The sequence below is a fragment of the Leucobacter sp. USHLN154 genome, assembly GCF_037145595.1.
Taxonomy (GTDB): Bacteria; Actinomycetota; Actinomycetes; order Actinomycetales; family Microbacteriaceae; genus Leucobacter; species Leucobacter alluvii.
The window spans coordinates 330662-350344 of sequence record NZ_JBBCXF010000002.1; the positions used below are offsets into that span (position 1 = coordinate 330662).

Annotated in this window: 17 protein-coding genes; 6 read left to right on the plus strand and 11 right to left on the minus strand. The window is 68.9% G+C overall.

Going from position 1 to position 19683, the window contains the following annotated elements; translation table 11 throughout:
* Positions 1-26 precede the first annotated feature (26 nt).
* On the minus strand, positions 27-1574 hold the full coding sequence (locus WFH23_RS05590) for a gamma-glutamyltransferase family protein (RefSeq protein ID WP_336661848.1): 1548 nt from the start codon (positions 1572-1574) through the stop codon (positions 27-29).
* The gene (locus tag WFH23_RS05595) at positions 1571-2296 is read right to left on the minus strand and encodes a FadR/GntR family transcriptional regulator (RefSeq protein WP_336661849.1); all 726 of its coding nucleotides are present in this window, start codon (positions 2294-2296) and stop codon (positions 1571-1573) included. Before WFH23_RS05595 ends, WFH23_RS05590 begins: the two co-directional genes overlap by 4 nt.
* A 253-nt stretch (positions 2297-2549) precedes the next feature.
* Here WFH23_RS05595 and WFH23_RS05600 point away from each other — a divergent pair, with 253 nt between their 5' ends.
* Genes WFH23_RS05600 through WFH23_RS05610 form a run of 3 tightly spaced genes read left to right on the plus strand, consistent with a single transcriptional unit; the run spans position 2550 to position 5143 of the window.
* Positions 2550-3443 carry an ABC transporter substrate-binding protein gene (locus WFH23_RS05600; RefSeq protein WP_336661850.1) on the plus strand — a complete coding sequence of 298 codons (894 nt, stop codon included), beginning with the start codon at positions 2550-2552 and terminating at the stop codon, positions 3441-3443.
* Between the two features lie 60 nt (positions 3444-3503).
* Positions 3504-4340: an amino acid ABC transporter permease gene (locus tag WFH23_RS05605; protein WP_090152548.1), complete on the plus strand. Its 837-nt coding sequence runs from the start codon at positions 3504-3506 to the stop codon at positions 4338-4340.
* Complete coding sequence (locus WFH23_RS05610) at positions 4337-5143, plus strand: amino acid ABC transporter ATP-binding protein (RefSeq protein WP_090152551.1); 807 nt, start codon at positions 4337-4339, stop codon at positions 5141-5143. Before WFH23_RS05605 ends, WFH23_RS05610 begins: the two co-directional genes overlap by 4 nt.
* A gap of 89 nt (positions 5144-5232) precedes the next feature.
* Here the strand turns inward: WFH23_RS05610 and pyrE are convergent, their stop codons facing one another.
* Complete coding sequence (pyrE, locus tag WFH23_RS05615; RefSeq protein ID WP_336661851.1) at positions 5233-5787, minus strand: orotate phosphoribosyltransferase; 555 nt, start codon at positions 5785-5787, stop codon at positions 5233-5235.
* Positions 5788-5896: 109 nt separating this feature from the next.
* On the opposite strand from pyrE, the gene WFH23_RS05620 reads away from it, so the two are divergent.
* On the plus strand, positions 5897-6724 hold the full coding sequence (locus WFH23_RS05620; protein WP_336661852.1) for a Sir2 family NAD-dependent protein deacetylase: 828 nt from the start codon (positions 5897-5899) through the stop codon (positions 6722-6724).
* Positions 6725-6746: 22 nt separating this feature from the next.
* Here WFH23_RS05620 and WFH23_RS05625 read toward each other — a convergent pair whose 3' ends face one another.
* From WFH23_RS05625 to WFH23_RS05635, 3 genes are all read right to left on the minus strand, one after another.
* Positions 6747-8147 carry an FAD-dependent oxidoreductase gene (locus WFH23_RS05625; protein ID WP_336661853.1) on the minus strand — a complete coding sequence of 467 codons (1401 nt, stop codon included), beginning with the start codon at positions 8145-8147 and terminating at the stop codon, positions 6747-6749.
* 89 nt (positions 8148-8236) lie between these two features.
* Entirely contained in the window at positions 8237-9250 is a 1014-nt protein-coding gene (locus WFH23_RS05630; RefSeq protein WP_176698417.1) for a polyprenyl synthetase family protein, read from the minus strand.
* A 41-nt stretch (positions 9251-9291) separates the two neighbouring features.
* Positions 9292-10377 carry a class I SAM-dependent methyltransferase gene (locus WFH23_RS05635; protein ID WP_336661854.1) on the minus strand — a complete coding sequence of 362 codons (1086 nt, stop codon included), beginning with the start codon at positions 10375-10377 and terminating at the stop codon, positions 9292-9294.
* 97 nt (positions 10378-10474) lie between these two features.
* On the opposite strand from WFH23_RS05635, the gene WFH23_RS05640 reads away from it, so the two are divergent.
* Positions 10475-11761, plus strand: coding sequence for an isochorismate synthase (locus WFH23_RS05640; RefSeq protein ID WP_336661855.1), 1287 nt, complete (start codon positions 10475-10477; stop codon positions 11759-11761).
* A 69-nt stretch (positions 11762-11830) separates the two neighbouring features.
* Here the strand turns inward: WFH23_RS05640 and WFH23_RS05645 are convergent, their stop codons facing one another.
* The 3 genes from WFH23_RS05645 to WFH23_RS05655 all read right to left on the minus strand — a co-directional run bounded on the left by WFH23_RS05645 (position 11831) and on the right by WFH23_RS05655 (position 15151).
* Positions 11831-12703 (minus strand): PPK2 family polyphosphate kinase, encoded by an 873-nt coding sequence (locus WFH23_RS05645; RefSeq protein WP_336661856.1) that lies wholly within the window; start codon positions 12701-12703, stop codon positions 11831-11833.
* Between the two features lie 61 nt (positions 12704-12764).
* Positions 12765-14555 (minus strand): 2-succinyl-5-enolpyruvyl-6-hydroxy-3-cyclohexene-1-carboxylic-acid synthase, encoded by a 1791-nt coding sequence (menD, locus tag WFH23_RS05650; RefSeq protein ID WP_336661857.1) that lies wholly within the window; start codon positions 14553-14555, stop codon positions 12765-12767.
* Positions 14552-15151 carry a PLD nuclease N-terminal domain-containing protein gene (locus tag WFH23_RS05655; protein WP_336661858.1) on the minus strand — a complete coding sequence of 200 codons (600 nt, stop codon included), beginning with the start codon at positions 15149-15151 and terminating at the stop codon, positions 14552-14554. The genes menD and WFH23_RS05655 overlap by 4 nt, the downstream gene beginning before the upstream one ends.
* Before the next feature lie 85 nt (positions 15152-15236).
* Between WFH23_RS05655 and WFH23_RS05660 the strand changes: the two genes are divergently transcribed.
* Positions 15237-15587, plus strand: a complete 351-nt coding sequence (locus WFH23_RS05660; protein ID WP_336661859.1) for a DUF4229 domain-containing protein — start codon at positions 15237-15239, stop codon at positions 15585-15587.
* A 110-nt stretch (positions 15588-15697) separates the two neighbouring features.
* On the opposite strand, the gene WFH23_RS05665 is transcribed toward WFH23_RS05660, so the two are convergent.
* Both WFH23_RS05665 and WFH23_RS05670 read right to left on the minus strand, forming a co-directional pair.
* Positions 15698-17527: an ABC transporter ATP-binding protein gene (locus tag WFH23_RS05665; RefSeq protein ID WP_336661860.1), complete on the minus strand. Its 1830-nt coding sequence runs from the start codon at positions 17525-17527 to the stop codon at positions 15698-15700.
* On the minus strand, positions 17524-19443 hold the full coding sequence (locus tag WFH23_RS05670; protein ID WP_336661861.1) for an ABC transporter ATP-binding protein: 1920 nt from the start codon (positions 19441-19443) through the stop codon (positions 17524-17526). Before WFH23_RS05670 ends, WFH23_RS05665 begins: the two co-directional genes overlap by 4 nt.
* Between the last annotated feature and the right edge of the window lie 240 nt (positions 19444-19683).

A 19683-nucleotide genomic window follows, 5' to 3' on the forward strand; every position in this document is an offset into this window, starting at 1 on the left:
GTTCGGGTGCATGCCGGCTGGTCGTTTCAGACGACGATCGCGGAGCCGTCGGATCGCGGATCGCTCGCGGCGTCGACGCCGTCGGCCCCGTGGACGCCCTCCTGCGCGAGTCGGATCAGGTTCGAGTGGCCGAGATCCTCGTCGACGGGAGGCACGACCTTCAGTGGGAATCCGGCCTCGGCGAGCGCTTGGTGCACCGCGGCGGGCACGTCCTCTTCGATGGTAACGCGCACGACCCCGTCGGCGCCGGGTTCGTCGACGATCCAGCGCGGCGCGTGCGTCGCCTCCTGCGGGGTCGCACCGGCGAGGGACCGCACCAGCAGCTGCGTGTGGATCTGCGGTTGCGCCGACCCGCCCATCGTCGCGGGCACCCATGCGAGTTCGTCGCCTCGGAGCACGAGCACGGGCATGAGCGTGTGCCGCGGCCGCTTGCCGGGGCCGAACGCGTTCGGGTGCGCGGGGTCGAGCGAGAACGACGTCCCGCGATTCTGGAAGAGAATGCCCGTCTCCGGCTCGAGCACGGCAGCGCCGAATCCGAAGTACACGGAGTTGATGAGGGAGATGGCCCAGCCGTCGGCGCTCACGGCGCTGAGCCCGACCGTGTCGCCGCTCGGTTTGGCCTCCCGCACGGGCGGGTGCGCGGGGGCCTCCGCGTCGATCAGGTCGCTCCCAGTCGCGCCGCCGAAGCGCGGGTCGGCGAGGGACGCCGCTCGCACGGCGTTGCTCGCGCGGAACGAGCGGGCGAGTTCGCCGGCACCGCGCCCGAGCGGATCCTCGATGCCCGCCTCGATGTCTCGGAGCGCGCGCAGGAGCATGAAGCCTGAGGTGTTGGGCGGGCCCGTGAGCACGCGGTGCGCTCGGAACGATCCTTCGAGCGGCTCGCCCCACTCCGCGGAGTACGCGGCGGTGTCGGCGAGGGTGATGCGTGAACCGAGCTTCTGCAGGCCGGCGACCCATCGCTCGGCGAGCTCGCCTTCGTAGAACGCGGCGGATCCGCCGGCTGCGAGCGCCCGCAACGATGCGGCGAGCGCCGGTTGCACGAACGGGGCGCCTTCGACGAGCGGCAGCCCCTGATCGAAGAACACTCCGCGGCACCCCTCGTCGAGCTCCAGCACCTCGCGGTTCTCGACGATCGCGGCGGCGACCGACCGGGCGGTGGGCACGCCCGCCTCGGCGTGCCGGGTCGCCGCTTCGAGGTGCTGCTCCCATCGACGTGTGGCGCCGTACTCGTGCAGGGCGTTCCAGCCGCAGATGCCGCCGGGCACCGTGACGGTGTCGATGCCGCGCACTGGGAGCAGGTCGCCGTAGCGCTCCCGCAGCACGTCGATCGACTGGCCGGCCGGAGCGGTGCCCGTCGCGTTCAAGAACCGCACCTCGCCCTCGGGGTTGCGCACGAGCGCCACGAGATCTCCGCCGAGTGCGACGTTGTTCGGGTAGACCACGCAGAGGGTGGCTGCTGCCGCGATCGCCGCGTCGATGGCGTTGCCGCCGGCCCGCAGCACCGCGGCACCGGCTTCCGTCGCCAGGTGGTGTGAGGTCGAGATGGCGCCGCGAGCGGCAGATGCGGTCGTCATACGGGGAGTTCCTCCTGGGTCGTCGCGGCATGCGCGATCTGGTTGCTGATGTCGAGCACGTGAGCGCGCGCTTCGTCTTCGGCGAGCGCTGCGTCGCCGGCGGCGATCGCTTCGAAGATGCGTCGGTGGGCGATGCTCGAAGCCTGGCGTCGTGCCCGCGTCTGATAGCGGCTCGCCCGACTCGGCGCGATGCGCTGCGCGATCTGCTCGTTGATGAGTTCGAGGAGCGGGTTGTGGGCGTACTGCGCGATGGCCTGGTGGAATGCGCGGTCGAGCTCGGCGTAGCGCTCTTTCGTGACGTCGACTTCCATGGCCTCCACGAGTTCGCGCAGCTGCGCGATGTCGCGGTCGGTCGCGCGTGTGGCGGTGATGCGGGCGATCGGCGGTTCGACGATGGCGCGCAGCTCCATGATGTCGTGCAGTTCCGGGCGCAGGGCGGCGAGCCCTCCGAGCGCCCCATCCGCGACGTCGGCGCGTTCGCCGGGTCCGAGGACGATCGTGCCCCGACCCGGGCGGCGGTCGATGAGGCCGCGGTTCTCGAGTTCACGCAGCGCTTCGCGGATCGAGACGCGCGAGACGCCGAAGTGATCGGCGAGTTCGCGCTCGGGTGGAAGGCGCTCCCCCGGGGCGAGTTTGCCGTCGAGGATGAGTCGCTCGATGTCGACCGAGAGCCGATCCGGCAGCGACAGCGTCGTCGCCCGACCGATGTCGTTCCAGTCCACGTGTGCCTCCATCGTGCTCGCGGGATGCGGTCTGCGTCCTCGTGATGCTATCCGACCCCGTGATGGGGCCGGTTGTGTTTCAGTTGCATTTCGGCTCGGCCTGCCCGTTGACGTGGGAGCCGAACCCGGGGTATGTTCCATTCAGTTCATCGGTTGGTCTGACCAACTGCTGATCGAGCATACACCCGAACGAATCGGAGTATGCAATGTTTCTCCCGGCACCAGCCGGGGTCCACCGAACGGAGAAATCATCGTGGCTTTCCCCCCATCCGCGCGGCGCATCGCTCCCGCGCTGGCACTCACCGCGGCCGCCGGCCTCATGCTGTCGCTCGCCGCGTGCACCGTGACCTCGAACGACGCCGGCGACGCAGGCGGCTCCGGCGACACGAGCTCCGCGGAAGCGACCCTCGCACCCCCGACCATCATCAAGGAGGGCACGCTCACCGTCTGCACCGGCGATAGCGCACCCAACATCTTCTACGACGACAACAACGAGCTGCAGGGCGTCGAGATCGACATCGCGAACGCGCTCGCCGACAAGCTCGGCGTGAGCACCACGCTCGGCGAGTACTCGTTCGCCGGCCTCATCCCCGCGTTGCAGGCGAAGCAGTGCGACGTCATCATGGGCTCGCTCTACATCAAGCCGGAGCGCGAGGAGATCGCGAACTTCGTTCCCTACCTCTACTCGGGCACTGCCGTCGCGGTGAGCAAGGACAACCCGAAGGACGTCACCGGGTTCGACGACTCGCTCTGCGGCACCAAGGTCGTCGGCATCACGGGCGCGACGGGCGCCGCATCCGCCCAGGAGAAGTCTGACGAGTGCGTCGCCGACGGCAAGGAGCCGATCGCGATCACCCTCGTCGACGAGGCGACCGGCGCGCTGCAGCAGGTGCTCGCCGATCAGGCCGACGCCTTCATCGACACCACCGAGATCATGAGCTACTACGAGCAGCAGTCCGACGGCGACCTCGTCGCGGTCGGCGAGCCCTTCGGCAAGATCCGCATCGGCGCGGCCACGCTCAAAGACAACACCGAGCTGAACGACGCGCTCGACGAGGCCTTCGCGGCCATGATCGACGACGGCACCTACACCGACATCCTCGCCGAGTGGGGCGTCGAGAGCAACGACATCACCCAGCCCGAGTAACCCGATGTCTGCGGTGGCCCAGCCGGCCGCCGCAGACATCGGCAACAGGAAAGACACTTCATGAAATTCGACTGGGACTACTTCTGGCAGAGCCTCTTCACGCCGAGCGAGAGCTTCCTCAACGGACTCGCGCTCACCATCGTGATCTCGATCGCCGCGATGGCGCTTGCACTGGTGCTGGGCCTGCTCATCGCGCTCATGGGCCGAAGCCGCTTCGTGCCGCTCCGCATCTTCGCGAGCCTCTACATCTGGATCGTGCGCGGCACCCCGCTGCTCGTCCAACTCGTCATCATCTACACCGGTTTCGCCGCGGCGAACCTGTTCAGATTCGAAGATCTGAACCTGACCATGCAACTCCAGGACGTCACAGTCGGCTTCCTCATCAAGGGAGCCGTGCAAGCGGCGATCGTCGCGCTCATGCTCAATGAGAGCGCGTACATCTCGGAGATCGTGCGCGGCGGGCTCGAGTCGATCGAGAAGGGTCAGACCGAAGCGGCGCTGTCGCTCGGCATGACTCCCCTCGCCTCGATGCGGTGGATCATCGTGCCCCAGGCGATCCGCGTCATGGTGCCGCCGCTCGGCAACTCCTTCAACGGCCTGATGAAGAGCACATCGATCCTCTCCATCATCGGCGTCGCCGAGATGTTCCAGGTGGGCAGCTCGATGAGCGCTGCAACGTTCAAGGTCTTCGAGATCTACATCGTCGTCGCGCTGTACTACTTGCTCCTCACGACGGTGTGGACGGTCATCCAGACCATGATCGAGAACTGGTTGAACGCGAAGGCCGGCCTGCCGAAGGCGGAGTCGATCTGGAAGCGCCTGTTCGGCTTCCGCAGCAAGCGCGATCGCGTCGCACCGAAGAGCCCGATCGCCGACCTGGAAGGAGTCGCGGCATGAACGCGCTCAGCGAGTACACCGCCCCCGTCTCCGTATCGGACGGGCCGATCGTTCGCACCGTCGACATCAACAAGTGGTTCGGCGACCGGCACATTCTGACGGATGTGTCGCTCGAGATCGAACGCGGCGAAGTGGTCGTGCTCGTCGGGCCGTCCGGCGCCGGCAAGACGACCTTCCTGCGCACCCTCAACCGGCTCGAACCGATCGACAGCGGCGAGATCTACGTCGACGGGCAGCGCATCGGCGAGCGCGTGAACGAGAACGGCAAGGTCACCGAGATCTCGGCGAAGGCCTTAGCCGCGCAGCGCGCCGACATCGGCTTCGTCTTCCAGCACTTCAACCTGTTTCCGCACATGACGGTGCTCGAGAACATCTGGCATTCGCCGGTGCGGGTGAAGGGCGAGAAGAAGGCCGAAGCGATCGCCTACGCACGGGAACTGCTCGACCGCGTCGGGCTCTCCGACAAGGCCGACGTGCGGCCGCGCTCCCTCTCGGGCGGGCAGCAGCAGCGCGTCGCGATCGCTCGGGCGCTCGCAATGCGCCCGGCTCTCATGCTGTTCGACGAGCCAACGAGCGCGCTCGACCCCGAGATGGTGGGAGAGGTCTTGCAGGTGATGCAGGATCTCGCGAAGGCGGGCATGACGATGATCATCGTGAGCCACGAGATGGGCTTCACCCGCGAGGTGGCGGATCGCCTCATCGTCATGGATGCGGGAGCCATCATCGAGCAGGGCGACCCCGAGCTGGTCTTCTCGAATCCGAAGCAGGAGCGCACGCGGCAGTTCCTGTCGAAGGTGCTCTGAGCCCGACTGAAGCGGCGACGGCCTCCGATCCTCTGGCGGGTTCGGAGGCCGTCGCCGTCTCGGCGCGTGCAGCGCACGGGCCGCGCGCGCTACTGCGGGTCGAGCCCGAGGTCGTCGAGGCCGATCGCGTAGCGGTACTCGAAGCCCGCTGCCTCGATGCGCTCCTTGGCAGGCGCCTGGCGATCCACCACGACCGCGACCGCCGCGATCTCGGCGCCCACCTTCTGCAGCGCCTCGATCGCCTGCAAGGGGGATCCGCCCGTCGTCGACGTGTCCTCGACCACGACCACGCGCTTGCCGGCGAGGTCGGGGCCCTCGACCTGGCGGCCGCGGCCGTGATCCTTCGGCTCCTTGCGCACCACGAACGAGTCGTACACCTTGCCTTGCGCGACGCCCTGGTGCATGATCGCCGAAGCGATCGGGTCAGCGCCCATCGTGAGCCCGCCGACCGCGACGACGCCGTCGATATCCTCGATGAGGTCGAGCATGACCTGCCCGATGAGCGGCGCCGCACGGTGGTCGAGGCTCAGCTTGCGCAGATCGATGTAGTAGGTCGCCTGCTTGCCGCTGGTGAGCGTGAAGTCGCCGTGGAAGACGGCTTCGCTCGTGATGAGGTCGATGAGCTGTTCGCGCGCGCTGGTCATGAAGCCGATTCTACCGGCGGAGAAGCGCGTGCCTCGCGTGCGCCCTCGGCGGAAGCCCCTGACCTCGCGCGCCTGCGTGCGCTAGCGTGAATGCCGGAAGAGGAGGCACATGGCGCATTCGATCGCACTCGAGCGGCTCGCGGGACTCTTCGGAGCCGCACCGCTCGCGGTGCTCACGGGCGCCGGCATCAGCACGGACTCGGGCATTCCCGATTATCGCGGTGCTGGTGCTCCCCCGCGCACGCCCATGAGCATCTCGCAGTTCATGGAGGACCCGGCCTACCGCCGCCGCTTCTGGGCCGGCGCGAGAGTCGGCGCGCTGCGAGCTGCGGGTGTCGCGCCCAATGCCGGTCACCTCGCTCTGGCGCGCTTCGAAGCCGCCGGGCTGACGAACGGCGTCATCACGCAGAACGTCGACAACCTGCATCGACGGGCAGGATCCCGAAGCGTCGTCGAGCTGCACGGCAACGGGAGCGTGATCAGGTGCGTTGAGCACGACCATCGCTTCACCCGCGATCAGGTGCTCGGCTGGTTCGATGAGCTCAACCCGGGATTCGCCGCGCGCAATGCCGCGGCCGAGATCGCACCGGATGGTGATGCGATCGTGAGCGGCACCGACTCCGTCGAAGCCCCGACGTGCCCGGAGTGCGGGTCGATCCTCCGCCCCGACGTCGTCTACTTCGGCGAGCTCGTACCGAAACCCGTGTTCGAGACCGCCGAGTCACTGGTCGCCTCCGCAGGCGGCCTCGTGCTCATCGGAACCTCGCTCGCGGTGAACACCGGCATCCGTCTCGTGCATCGCGCGCAGCTGCGGGGCATCCCGATCGCCGTCATCAACCGCGGGCCGACCGCGATCGATGCGCGCGAGTCGGTCACGGTGCGCATCGACGCCGGGGCGGCCGAGACCCTCGAGCAGCTCGAGCAGCTCCTGCGCTGACGACGCGCCGCCCGCGCCTCAGCTACTCGCCGCGGGAGATGCGAGTCATCTCGTCTCGGGGCACGACCTTGACGCGCGCGCGACCGTGCGGCTCTCCGAGGCCGAGTTCGTGCGCGTCGAGGCGGTGCCAGCCCTCGATCGTCGTGTACGGCACGCCTCGCGCTTCGAGGAGCGCGGGAATGACCTGCGGCTCGGACTCCTCCGGAGTCCAGAGGTTGTCGCGATCCTCGAGCAGGCACTCGAGCGTTTCCATCGCGTCGGACTTGGTGTGCCCGATGAGGCCGACCGGGCCGCGCTTGATCCAACCGGTGGCGTAGACGCCGGGAATCTGCTGCCCTTCGAGGTCGAGTACGCGCCCCTGCGTGTTCGGGATCACGCCCTTCGCATCGTCGAACGGAATCTCGTCGAGCGGGGAGCCGAAGTACCCGACCGCGCGGTAGATGGACTGGATCGGCACGATCTCGAACTCGCCGGTGTCGACGATGCCGCCCTGCCCGTCGGGAGCTGTGCGCTCGACTTTCAGCCCCGCGACGCGGCCGTCCTCGACCACGACCTCAACGGGCTTCGACCAGAAATGCAGGTGCAGGCGACGCGAAGCGGGCGCCACTTCGCCTGCCTCGCGTGCGCGCTGCTCGTCGCGCCACTTGTCCATGATGCGAGTCATCACGATGACCTGTTTGTTCTTCATGAGCGTCTCGTCGGCGAACGCGTCGTCGTGCGAGAAGTCGCGCTCGTCGATCACCATGTCGACGTCGCGCACCTCGCCGAGCTCGCGCAGCTCGAGGGGCGTGAACTTCACGTACTTCGGGCCGCGCCGGCCGAAGAGGTGCAGTTCTTCGATGGGGTTCGCTTCGAGGCCCTCGTGCACGTTCTGCGGAATCTCGGTGGGAAGCAGGTCTTCGGCGTGCTTGATGAGCATGCGGGAGACGTCGAGCGCGACGTTGCCGTTGCCGATGACGCCCACCGACTTCGCTTCGAGCGGCCAGGTGCGAGGAACGTCGGGGTGGCCGTCGAACCAGCTCACGAAATCGGCGGCCCCGTAAGAGCCCGCCGCATCGATGCCGGGAATATCGAGCGCCGCGTCGCGGATCGCGCCGGTCGAGAAGATCACCGCGTGGTAGTGCCGTTTGAGGTCTTCGAGCTTCAGATCCTGCCCGTACCGGACGTTGCCGAAGTAGCGAATCGAGTCCTCGCCGGTCTCCCCTGAGCTCGCGCGATCGAGCACGTCGCGCAATGCGGTGATGATCCCCTTGATGCGCGGGTGGTCGGGTGAGACTCCGTAGCGCACCAGCCCGTACGGCGCGGGAAGCTGCTCGAAGAGGTCGATCTCGACCGCGAAATCGCGTTCCGCCTTCAGCAGCAGGTCAGCAGCGTAGATACCCGCAGGTCCCGCTCCTACGATCGCCAGTCGCATCTTGCTCATCGCTCGGTTCTTCCTTCCATTCCCCTGACGGTATTCTCCGCGGGGAGTCGAGAATTGAGGTGTTCGTAGGGCGCCGCAGCGCGCCGATGTCAGCCCTCGCGGTTGACGATCGAGTCGGCCATGCGCTCGAGCGCACGCTTCACCGAGGACTTCGGCAGCGCATCGAGCGCGCGAACGGCATCTGCGGCCCAGCGGTGCGCGGTGGCCTCGGTCTCACGGGTGACGGCGTGCGTCTGCAGTGCCTGCACCTCGGGATCGAGCAACGCCGGATCCGCGCCGCCCCGAATCTCGGCGACGCCCGCCTCGATGCGTGCGAGCAGCGCCGCATCTTCAGCATTGCCGGCCGCCGCGCTGTCTTGCAGCAGCAGATACGGCAGCGTGACGACGCCGGCGCGCAGGTCGGTGCCGGCGCGCTTGCCCGTCTGCTCCTTCTTCGGCGACAGGTCGATGACGTCGTCGATGAGCTGGAAGGCGACGCCGATGCGCTCGCCGTACTCCGTGACCGGATCTGCGAACTCCGCCGGAGCCTCGCCGAACATCACGCCCATGCGCGCGGCCGTCGAGATGAGCGCGCCGGTCTTGTCTGCGAGCACTTGGATGTAGTGCCCCTTCGGATCATCGCCCTCCTGCGGGCCGACCGTTTCGTGCAGCTGCCCCAGGCAGAGCCGCTCGAAGGTGCGGGCCTGCAGCAGGATCGCCTCCTCGCCCATTCCGGAGACGAGCGATGACGCGCGCGCGAAGAGCAGATCTCCGGCGAGGATCGCGACCGAGTTCGACCACACCGTCTGCGCCGCGTCGACACCGCGACGGAGCTTCGCATCGTCCATGACGTCATCGTGGTAGAGCGACGCGAGATGGGTCATCTCGACGGCCTCCGCCGCGCGACGAACCAGCTCGTTCGGTCCGGAGCCGAGCTCGCTCGTCAGCAGCGTGAGCATGGGGCGGATCCGCTTGCCTCCGGCACCCATCAGGTATCGCGCCGGTGCGTCGGCGACCGGTGAGGCGAAGCGAAGGTGCTCGAGAAGTTCGGATTCGACGAGCTCGAGCTGCTGCTGGATCTCCTTGGCGTGACGACGGTCGGCCGCCCCGCGGAACAGGCGCATCGGCAGCGCCTGGGTTGCCGTGTCTTCGGCGATGGGACGACTCACGGGGTGTCTCCAGGTCGAGGGGCGGTCTCGCCTGCGGCTTCTGTCGAGGCTTGCGGCTGCGGAGCAGCGGGCTTCGGCGCGGCCGGTTTCGGCGCAGTCGGCTTCTTCGCGGAAGCAGGCTTCGCGGCCGCAGGCTTCGCGGCCGCAGGCTTCGCAGCCGCAGGCTTCGCGGCCGCAGGCTTCTTGGCGGCGGTCGGCTTCGCGGCAGCGGATTTCGCAGCAGCGGGCTTCGCGGCAGCGCTGGGCTTCGCAGCAGCGGCCGCCTTCGCGGCAGCAGGCTTCGCTGCAGCGGGCTTCTTCGCGGCAGCGGGCTTGGCAGCAGCCGGCTTCTTCGCGGCAGCCGGCTTGGCAGCAGCGGGCCGCATCGGCGCTTCACGCGGAACGAAGCCGCGATGCAGCGCGACGATGCCGAACGTGAGGTTGCGGTAGGCGACGCGTTCGAACCCCGCCTCGCGCATCCACGCAGCGAGTTCACCCTGGTCGGGCCACGCTTCGATCGATTCGTTCAGATAGCGGTAGGCGGCGGCGGCATCGCGATTGATGGCCCCGGCGATGCGGGGCAGCACGTGCCGACCGTAGAAGGCGTACGGCCCCCGCACGACGGCGGCGGGCGGCGTCGAGAACTCGGCGATGACCACTCGCCCGCCGGGCTTCACCACACGACGCATCTCACGCAGTGCCGCCTTCGGGTCGTTCACGTTGCGCAGCCCATACGAAATGGTGGCTGCATCGAATTCGTCGTCTGCGAACGGCAACTGCGTCGCGTCGGCCCATTGGAACTCGATGAGGTCGTTGCCGGCATGCCGTCTGCGCCCCTCGGCGAGCATCCCCTCGGAGAAGTCCGCGGCGACGACGTGCGCCCCGTGCGCGGCGATGGCAGCCGACGATGTTCCGGTGCCTGCCGCGAGGTCGAGCACCCGCATCCCCTTGCGCGGTGCGATCGCTTTGGTCGTCGCCACGCGCCACAACCGGTCGTTGCCGACCGTGAGCACGTCGTTGATCAGGTCGTATCGCGGCGAGACCTCATCGAACATTGCGGAGACGTCTGCTGCGTGCTTGGTCGCGGTATCGGGGCGGGTCACCCCTCCATCGTATCCCGAACGGCTATGCAACTCCTGGAGCAGTGCTGGCGGCAGCGCTCGGGCCAGTGCGCCCAGGAGGGAGGAGTAGATTGGCACTGTGACGAGCACTCCCCCGGCGCCCCGCCTGCGCGCGACGACCCGGCCTCTGGAGCACGCCCCCGATCTCATCTCGCTCGCCGACCCGAACGCCCCGATGATCTGGACGCGAGGGGATCGCGGCTGCGTGGGGGTCGGCGAGGTGCTGCGCCTGTCGTTCTCCGGTCCGCACCGGTTCACCGATGCTGCTGCCGCATGGCGCCGGATCGCTGAGACGGCGATCGTCGACGACTCCGTCCGCATGCCCGGCTCGGGCCTCATCGCGCTGGGAACGTTCGCGTTCGCCGACGAGAGCTCTGCCGAGAGCGTGCTCATCGTGCCGCGTCTGCTGGTCGCCCGTCACCGCGGGCAGGCTTGGATCACGGAGATCGCCGCCGTCGATGCTGATCCTGCACCGCTCGCCGTACCCGATGCTCCGGCGAGCCGCGCGTGGGAGGGCGTCCGCTTCGGAGATCGCGCGCTCGCCACCGGTGGAGACTCGGTGGCGTCATACCTCGCGGGCGTGCGCGAAGCGGGAGCTCGCATCGAGCGCGGCGAGTTCGAGAAGATCGTCATCGCCCGCCAGCTGGAGGGGGCGCTGCCCGGGGCCTCCGACCTGCGGGTGCCCCTCACCCGCCTCGCCGAGCACTACCTCGATTGCTGGACCTTCGCGGTCGACGGACTCATCGGCGCGAGCCCAGAGACGCTCATCAGGTCGACGAGCGGCGCCGTCTCGGCGCGCGTGCTCGCGGGGACCAGGGGCCGCCACTCCGAGGACGCCGCGCGAGACGCCCGCGCCAGGGACGAACTCCTGACGAGCGCGAAAGAGCAGCACGAGCACGCATTCGCAGTGCAGAGCGTCGTCACCGCACTGTCCCCCCACGTGCGGGACCTGCGCACCAGCGAGGAGCCCTTTCCGCTGCAACTGCCGAACGTCTGGCATCTCGCGACCGACCTCGGAGCGGCGCTCGGCGAGCAGAGCTCGTCGATCGAGCTCGTCGGCGCGCTGCACCCGACCGCCGCAGTCGCGGGCACTCCGACAGCGACCGCTGTCGCAGCGATCGCCGAACTGGAGCCCTTCGACCGCGGCCGCTACTCGGGCGCGGTCGGCTGGATCGACGCCGATGGCGATGGAGAATGGGTCATCGCGCTCCGCTGCGCGCAACTCGGAGCGCCCGATGCGCAGACCGGAGCGCGGCCCGTGGTGGCGAGTGCCGGCGGAGGCATCGTCGCCGGGTCCGATCCCGACCACGAGCTCGGGGAAACCGTGTCGAAGTTCCGCCCCATCACGGAGGCGTTCGCGCGCTGACGGCGTCCGGCACTGCCGTCTCCAACCTGTGGTGAGCAGGCCGGCGGGGACGGGCGGGCCCGGGATCCGCTACGCGGGCCAGCGCATGTCGAGCGAGTCGACCACGCGCTGCCGCTCGGCGGCGACGTCGAACTCCGGCTCCGGCCAATGCGGGCTGAGCTTCGCGAGCTCCGCTGTCACAATGCGCTGCACCGCGACGCGCGCGTACCACTTGGCGTTGGCGGGTACGACGTACCAGGGCGCCGTCTCCGAGTGGGTCCGCTCGATCGCGGTCTGGAACGCCTCCATGTACGCGGGCCAGTGCAACCGCTCATCGACGTCCCCGGGATTGTACTTCCAGTGCTTCTCGGGGTCGTCCAGCCGTGAGATGAGCCGCTCCGCCTGCTCCTCCGGCGAGATGTGCAACATGATCTTCACGATGCGCACGCCCTCAGCCGTGATCCTCGATTCGAATTCGTTGATGGCACCGTATCGCCGCTCGATCTCTTCGGGCGTCGCGAAACCGCGCACCTTCTGGATGAGCACGTCCTCGTAGTGCGAACGATCGAACACCCCGATCACGCCCGCCTCCGGCACCCGACGCTCGACGCGCCAGAGGAAGTCGTGCGCACGCTCCTCAGCGCTCGGCGACTTGAAGGCGGTCAATGCGAGCCCGTAGGGCTCGGTCTGCCCGAAGACGTGGTTGACGATGCCGCCCTTGCCGGCAGCATCCATCGCCTGGAGCACGACGAGCAAGCGATCCTTCGCCCCCAAGCGGCTCTGCGCGAAGAGCTTCTCCTGCAGCACACGCAACTCCTGAGCGGCTCGCTCGAGCTCCTGATATCCCTCGCGCTTGCGCGCATCCGTGCCCGGAGTGGCCGAAGGATCGACCTCGCTCAGCTGGAAGCCGGGCCGCACGCGCAGCAGCTCTCCCACTTCATCGGTCCAGAACGCCTGCGTCATGGTGTCTCCTTCTGTGTTCGTCGCTGTCCACTGTAGGGGCGCACCGACTCGCCGGGTGGCGTCACTCGGCCAGCGGAATCTCCACGATGCTCGGCCCGGTGACCGGCTCGGTGAGCAGCCGCTCGAGCTCACTGCGTGCGGCGACCCGGCGGTAGTCCCACTCATACGCTGCGGCCAGGGAAGCGATATCGACGCGCTGCGGGGTGCGCATCACCCGCGCGAATGCGTCGGCGTCCGCGGTCTCGGCGACCTCCAGACCGTCGAAGATCGTTCCGCCGCCGTCGTTCGCCACGAAGACCTGGATGCGCGGACGGGGCTCCCCCTCGAGCAGCAGGAGCGATCCGGCATCGTGCAGCAGCGCGAGGTCCCCGATGAGCACCCGCGTCGTCCCGGCCGCTCGAGCCGGATCATCGGCGAGCTGGCTCGTCACCGCGATGCCGAGCGCCGTCGCGACGGTGCCGTCGATGCCGGCGAGACCTCGGTTCGCGTGCACGCCCACGCGTCGGGCGGGCGCGAGCGCGTCGAGCACGCGCACCAGACGCGACGCCGCGATGACCAGCCGATCGTGGGGCCACGTGCCGCGCCACACGCTCTCGACGAGCAGCTCGCGCGAGACCGGCTCGCGCATGATGGCGACCTCCGTGCGGGCGTAAGCGTTGCGCTCCTTGTAGCCCGGCGCGAGCGCCGCCTCGAGGTCGGGCTCGTGCACGGTGGAGCGCTCGCGCTGCAGCGCGCGGTCCGCGACGACCCAGGCCCCGAGCCAGCCTCGCAGGGCGCGGGCATCATGCTCGGGTGCGACGCGTGCGGCCGACACCACTCGAGCACCGCGGCTGGGATCGACGTACTCGGCACCGGATCCGTGGTGCGGATCGATCACGACCACGTCGACGTCGTCGCGACGCAGCAGCTGAGGAATCTGACGCGTGAGGGTCGGGTGGCCGAACACGATCGCGCGCTCCGTGAGGCCGCCGATCTGCGGGTCGTCGATCAGCGTGGCGTAGGCGGCGATGGTCTCGCGCCCGAATCGCGCTCCGCTCACCACCTCGGCGAGCAGCGGCAGGCCCGCGGCCTGCGCGAAGGCCTCGGCCTCGGGGCCCGCACCCGCTCCGGCGATCACGACCGCGAGCGCATCCCCAGCGTGCTCGTAGACATCTGCATCGTCCGCGATCGGCCCCGACTCGTCCGGCTCCGGGTGCTGCGCTGCTCGTTCTGCGGCCTCGCGGGCGGCCGCTTCGAAGCCCGCGACGATCATGCGCTCGAAACCTGCGGTCCCGGAGAGCGGGTCCCTGAACGAGAGATTCAGCTGCACCGGCCCGGCGGGCCTTCCGCCGGAAGCACCGAGAGCCGCGGCGAGGCCCCGGGTCACGAGCGTCGCCGGATCGCGCAGGGCATCGCGCACGAGGTCGCCGTCGACGAATTCGGGGGCCGGCACATCGACCGACCAGCGAGCGAATGCGTCGAAGAGACCCGCCTGGTGCGTCGCCTGGTTGCTGCGGATGCCGCGCAACTCCTCGGGGCGGTCCGCGGTGAGCAGCAGCATCGGCACACGGGCCTCGTGCGCTTCGAGCACCGCCGGCATGAGGTTCGCGACCGCCGTCCCGCTCGTCACGACGATCGGTGCCGGCATGCCCGTTTCACGTGCAACCCCCAACGCGAAGAACCCGGCCGATCTCTCGTCGAGCTTCACGTGGAGCCGCAGCGCATCGGCGTGCTGCGCCGCCGCACCAGCCAGAGCGAGCGCCTGAGAACGCGACCCGGGGCACACCACGAGATCGCGCACGCCGCGACGGACGAGTTCGGCGAGCAGTTCGACTGCGAAGACGGAGGCTGCTGCCGGCTGCGCCGAGCTCACGGCTTGGAGTCGCCGTCGGAACGCGTTCCTGGCTCGTCCGCACTCCGGGGCTTCGGCGATTCCTCCGTCGGTACCGCGTCAGGAACAGCGGGCGGAGCATCGGCATCAGCGTCGGCATCGATCTCGGCTTCGGCATCAGCTTCGTTCACGATCGGCGCTCCCGCTTCCGCGGGGGATGTGCGCGCTGCAGCGGCATCGGAAGTCGCCGCATCGCCGGTGCGATCCGGCGTCTCCGCACCATCGCCACCGCGGGCGAGCGTCGGCTCCTCCCCGGGAAACGTCTCGTCGTCGAGTTCGCGCAAGCGGTCTTCGAGATCCCGCATGTGCGCATCGAGGTCGGTGCTCGAAAGACTCGTGCCCGAGAAGCGCGGGTCATCGTCCGGTGCAGGCCGTCGCGTCGCCTGCGCCTGGGCGGACCCCTTGCCGATGAAGAACCAGAGCAGCGCGCCGATCACCGGCAGCACCGCGATGATGACGATCCACACCGGCTTGTTCATTCCGCGCGCACGCGATCCCTCGGTCATCGCCGCGTCGACCAGCGCATACAGCGTCAGTGCTACGGCGATGACGACCCCGATTATCACGAACCGCACCATACCCTTAATCGTACTCGCAAGCGTTCGCGAAACCCTGGGCCTTGCGCGGAGCCTCGCTTCAGGTGCCGCGGGTACACTCGTGCGGGTGAACAACCCGCGCACCGCCTGGATCGTGTACATCGTACTTCGTCTGCTCTTCTTCGCAGTGCCGTTCACCGTGCTCTTCCTCATCGGCCTGCAGCCGTGGATCGCAGCCGTCTTCGCCGCCCTGATCGGGGTCGCCCTCTCGGTCATCTTCCTCGCCCGCCCACGGTCGACGGCCTCCGAGAGCATCTACGACTGGCGCAATCGAGACCGCACACCCGACGACATCGTCGAGGACGAGGCCGTCGAAGCGCGCGAGACGCCGAGCGAGGCCGCTCAGCCGGGCCCTTCCGCCGGACCGGACGCGTCCGGCACTGGCACTGGCACTGGCACCGCATCGAACTCGCGTTGAACCCGCTTCGGTACGCGATTCGGCGTCGGTGAGCCACGTTCCGCGCGAATGATCTCACCGAAGCCGAATCCCACACCGAGTACCGGCGCGGCGGCGCACTCGGAGCAGCGCTACACCTGGGTCGCCTCCCACCCCGCGTAGAGCTGCGCGTACCGTCCGCCGAGCTCCACCAGTTCCGCGGGCGACCCGTCCTCGACGATGCGGCCGCTCTCCATGACGAGCACCCGGTCGGCGATCGCCACGGTTGACAGCCGGTGGGCGATGATGATCGCCGTGCGATCGGCGAGCAGACGCTGCAGCGCGTGCTGCACCAGTCGCTCGCTCGGCAAGTCGAGCGATGCGGTCGCCTCGTCGAGGATGAGCACCGTCGGATCGGCGAGGAACGCGCGTGCGAACGAGATCAGCTGGCGCTGCCCGGCCGACACGCGCCCGCCGCGCTTGTTGACGTCCGTCTCGTACCCGTCGGGGAGGGATTCGATGAATCCTTCCGCACCCACGGCGCGTGCCGCCGCCCGAATCTCGGCCACCGACGCGTCCGGTTTGCCGAGCGCGATGTTCTCGGCGACCGTTCCGCTGAAGAGATACGCCTCCTGGGTCACCATCACGATGGCGCGACGCAGATCGGCGGTATCGAGTTCGCGCAGGTCGACGCCGTCGAGTCGCACCGCCCCGCCAGTCGGATCGTAGAATCGCGCGACGAGCTTCGCGAGCGTCGACTTTCCGGCACCCGTCGTTCCGACGAGCGCGACCGTCTGGCCGGCCGGGATCTCGAGGTCGCAGTTCGCGAGCACCGTGCGGGCTCCACCGCGGTCGCCCCCGTAGGCGAAATCGACGTGATCGAAGCCGAGCTCGCCGCGCGGGCGCTCGAGGCGCACGGGCGCGGCGGGATCCTGCACCGTCGGTTCCTCCTCGAGCACGCCCGAGACCTTCTCGAGCGCCGCCGTCGCCGACTGATAGGAGTTGAGGAACATCGCGACTTCTTCCAACGGCCCGAAGAAGTTGCGCACGTAGAGCACGGCGGCGATGAGCACGCCGATCGCGAGCTCGCCGCCCGTCACGCGGAGCGCGCCCCAGAGCAGCACCACCGCGACCGTGACGTTCGCGAGCAGGATGAGCCCGGGATCGAGCACCCCGAAGAGCCGCAGCACGCGCAGGTTCGCGCGACGGTACTCGTCGGAGACGGCGCCGAAGTCGGCATCGCCGCGGCGCTCGCGCCGGAAGGCCTGCACCGCCCGGATTCCCGTCATCGTCTCCACGAACTGCACGATCAGGCGCGCGCTCGCGACGCGCGTCGAACGGAACCCCTTCTGCGACTCCACGACGAACCATCGCATGAGGATCGCGAGCGGGATCCCCATGAAGAGCAGCACCAGGCCGCTCTTCCAATCCAGCAGGAAGAGCATCACCATCGTGAACGTGCCGATGAGCACCGCGTCGACGAGTTCGTTGAGGCTGCCGTCGAGCAGCTCCTGAATCGATTCGAGATCGCTCGTCTGCCTCGAGATGATGCGACCCGATGTATACCCCTCGTGGAATTCGAGGCTCAACCGCTGGGTATGCCGGAAGATGCGCGTGCGCAGCTCGATCATGACCGCCTGCGTCAGGCGTGCGATGAGCACGACGTACCAGCCGACGAGCAGCGAGCCGATCGCGCCGGTCACCAGGAAAGCGAGCGCGACCCCGACGGCCGGCACCCAGTCCCCGGCGTCCAGCGCGGCCGGCAGCGCCGTGTCGATTCCATAGGCGATCAGTGTCGGACCCACCGCACGCATCGCGGATGAGATGATCACGACGACGGCCGTCAGCGCGATGAGGCGCCGGAGCGGCCGCAGAATCGAACCGAGCAGACGCAACGAACGGCGGCGGATCGCGCGACTCTCCTGGCGGGTGTACGAATCGCGATCCTCGCCGCTCGTTCCCTGCACGCTCGCGAGGCTCATGGGCGAACCTCCTCGGTGTCGGCGTCGGTGTCGGTGTCGGTGTCGGTGTCGGCGGTTGCGGTATCGGTCGGATCGGTCTCGGTCCGACCGGTCTCCGCCGTGTCGGCGAGGGCGTCCCGCTCGATCCCGGCGATCAGGCTGCGGTACTGGGCGCTCGTGCGCAGGAGTTCGGAATGGGTGCCGACGGCATCGATGCGACCGTCGAGCATGACCGCGACGCGATCGGCCAGCGCCACCGTCGACGGACGATGCGCGACGATGAGCGCGGTCGTGTCGGCGAGCACGCGTCGCAGAGCCGCCTCGACGAGCGCCTCGGTGTCGACATCGAGCGCCGAGAGCGGATCATCGAGCACCAGCACATCGGGGGCCGCCGCCACGACCCGGGCGAGCGCGAGCCGCTGGCGCTGACCGCCGGAGAGGCTGAGCCTCTCCTCCCCCACCTCGGTGTCGAGGCCGCGGGGAAGATCGGCGACGAACCCCGCCTGCGCAACGGCGAGCGCATCCTGCAGCACCCGATCCGCCTCGGCGCTGCCGAGAGCGAGATCATGGCGACCGAGCAGCACGTTCTCGCGCACCGTGGCCGAGAACAGGATCGGCTCTTCGAACGCCACGCCGATCCGGCGCCGCAAGTCGTCGAGCGCCAGATCGCGCACGTCGATCCCGTCGAGCGTGATCGCCCCGCCCGTCACGTCGTACAGCCGCGTCGGCAGCGTCGTGAGGGTCGTCTTGCCGCTCCCCGTCGCACCGACGATCGCGAGCGTCTCGCCCGGACGCAGCGCGAGGTCGAGCCCGTCGAGGAGGTCGACCTCTTCGGCACCCGCGTCGGGATACCGGAAATGCACGTCTCGGAAGACGAGTTCGCCGCGCGCCTGGGCGATCGTCTCCGGGCGCTCGGGCTCCCGCACGGTCTGCTCGGCGTCGAACACCTCGAACACCCGGTCGGTCGCGGTGCGCGTGTCGATCAAGAAGGCGAACAGGAAGCCGAGCGAGCCCATCGGCCACCGCAGCGCCGCCGCCATCGCGAAGAACGCCACGAGCTCCCCCGTCGAGAGCAGGTCGTGCGCAGCGAGCCAGACGCCCGTGATGAAGCACGCACCCATGGCGAGGATCGGCACGAGCTCGTACCAGAACCAGAGTCCGCCGACCTCCCGCGCCTTGCGCATCTCCGTCTCGCGCAACGTCTCAGCCCGACGCGTGAACTGCGAGAGCGCATGGCCGCCCCGGCCGAAGGCTTTGAGCACGCGAATGCCGTGCACGCTCTCCTCCACAGCGGTCGCGAGATCACCCGTCTGATCCTGGCTGCGCCGCGACAGCACGCCGTAGCGCTGCTCGAAGCGGTAGCCGACGACCCAGATCGGGATGGAACACGCGACGAAGACGACGCCGAGCGCCCAATGCCAGCGGAAGAGCAGTCCCATACCGATCACGATCGTCAGTACGTTGACGAGCAGCAGGATCAACCCGAACGCCAACCACCGGCGGATCGAGCTGATGTCCTGCATCATGCGGCTGAGCAGCTGGCCCGACTGCCACCGGTCGTGGAAGGCGACGGGCAAGCGCTGCAGTCGCTCGAAGAAGGACTGACGCACCGCGTACTCGATCGCAGCGGACGGGCCGAGCACGAGACGCCGGCGCATGAACACGAGCAGCGCTTCGAGGACGCCGAGCAGCAGCACGGCCAGGGTCGCCCAGGCGATGAGGGTGCGGTCGCCGGACGCGATGGGACCGTCCACCGCCCATTCCAGCACGAGCGGAACGACGAGGCTCGCGAGTGCGGCGCCCAGACCGAGGAACGCGCCGGTGATCAGTTTCGGGAGTGCGGGACGGGCGAACGGGAGCAGACGCGCGAGCGCGCGCGCCGTGGAGACGCGAGCGGGATCGCTCGGTGTGTGCTGAGTCGCAGCGAGGTGGTTCATGATGCCTGACGTGTGCCGGCGCCTGGACGCGGGCGCCCAAGGGCTGGCCGCGCGCGGCGCGAGAGGAAATGCTGAGGTGGAAGCGGAGAAGGGGCGGCCCGCGATCGGAGCCGCGTCGACCTACTGCCCTGGCTTCGGAGTGCCCCGGAGTCGCGGCGCCGACGGCTGGGTGATGATTGCCATGGTGCGCTCCTCTCCGGGGTCAGGGTTTCCGAACCTCAGCCTAGCCAGGCTGCGCGC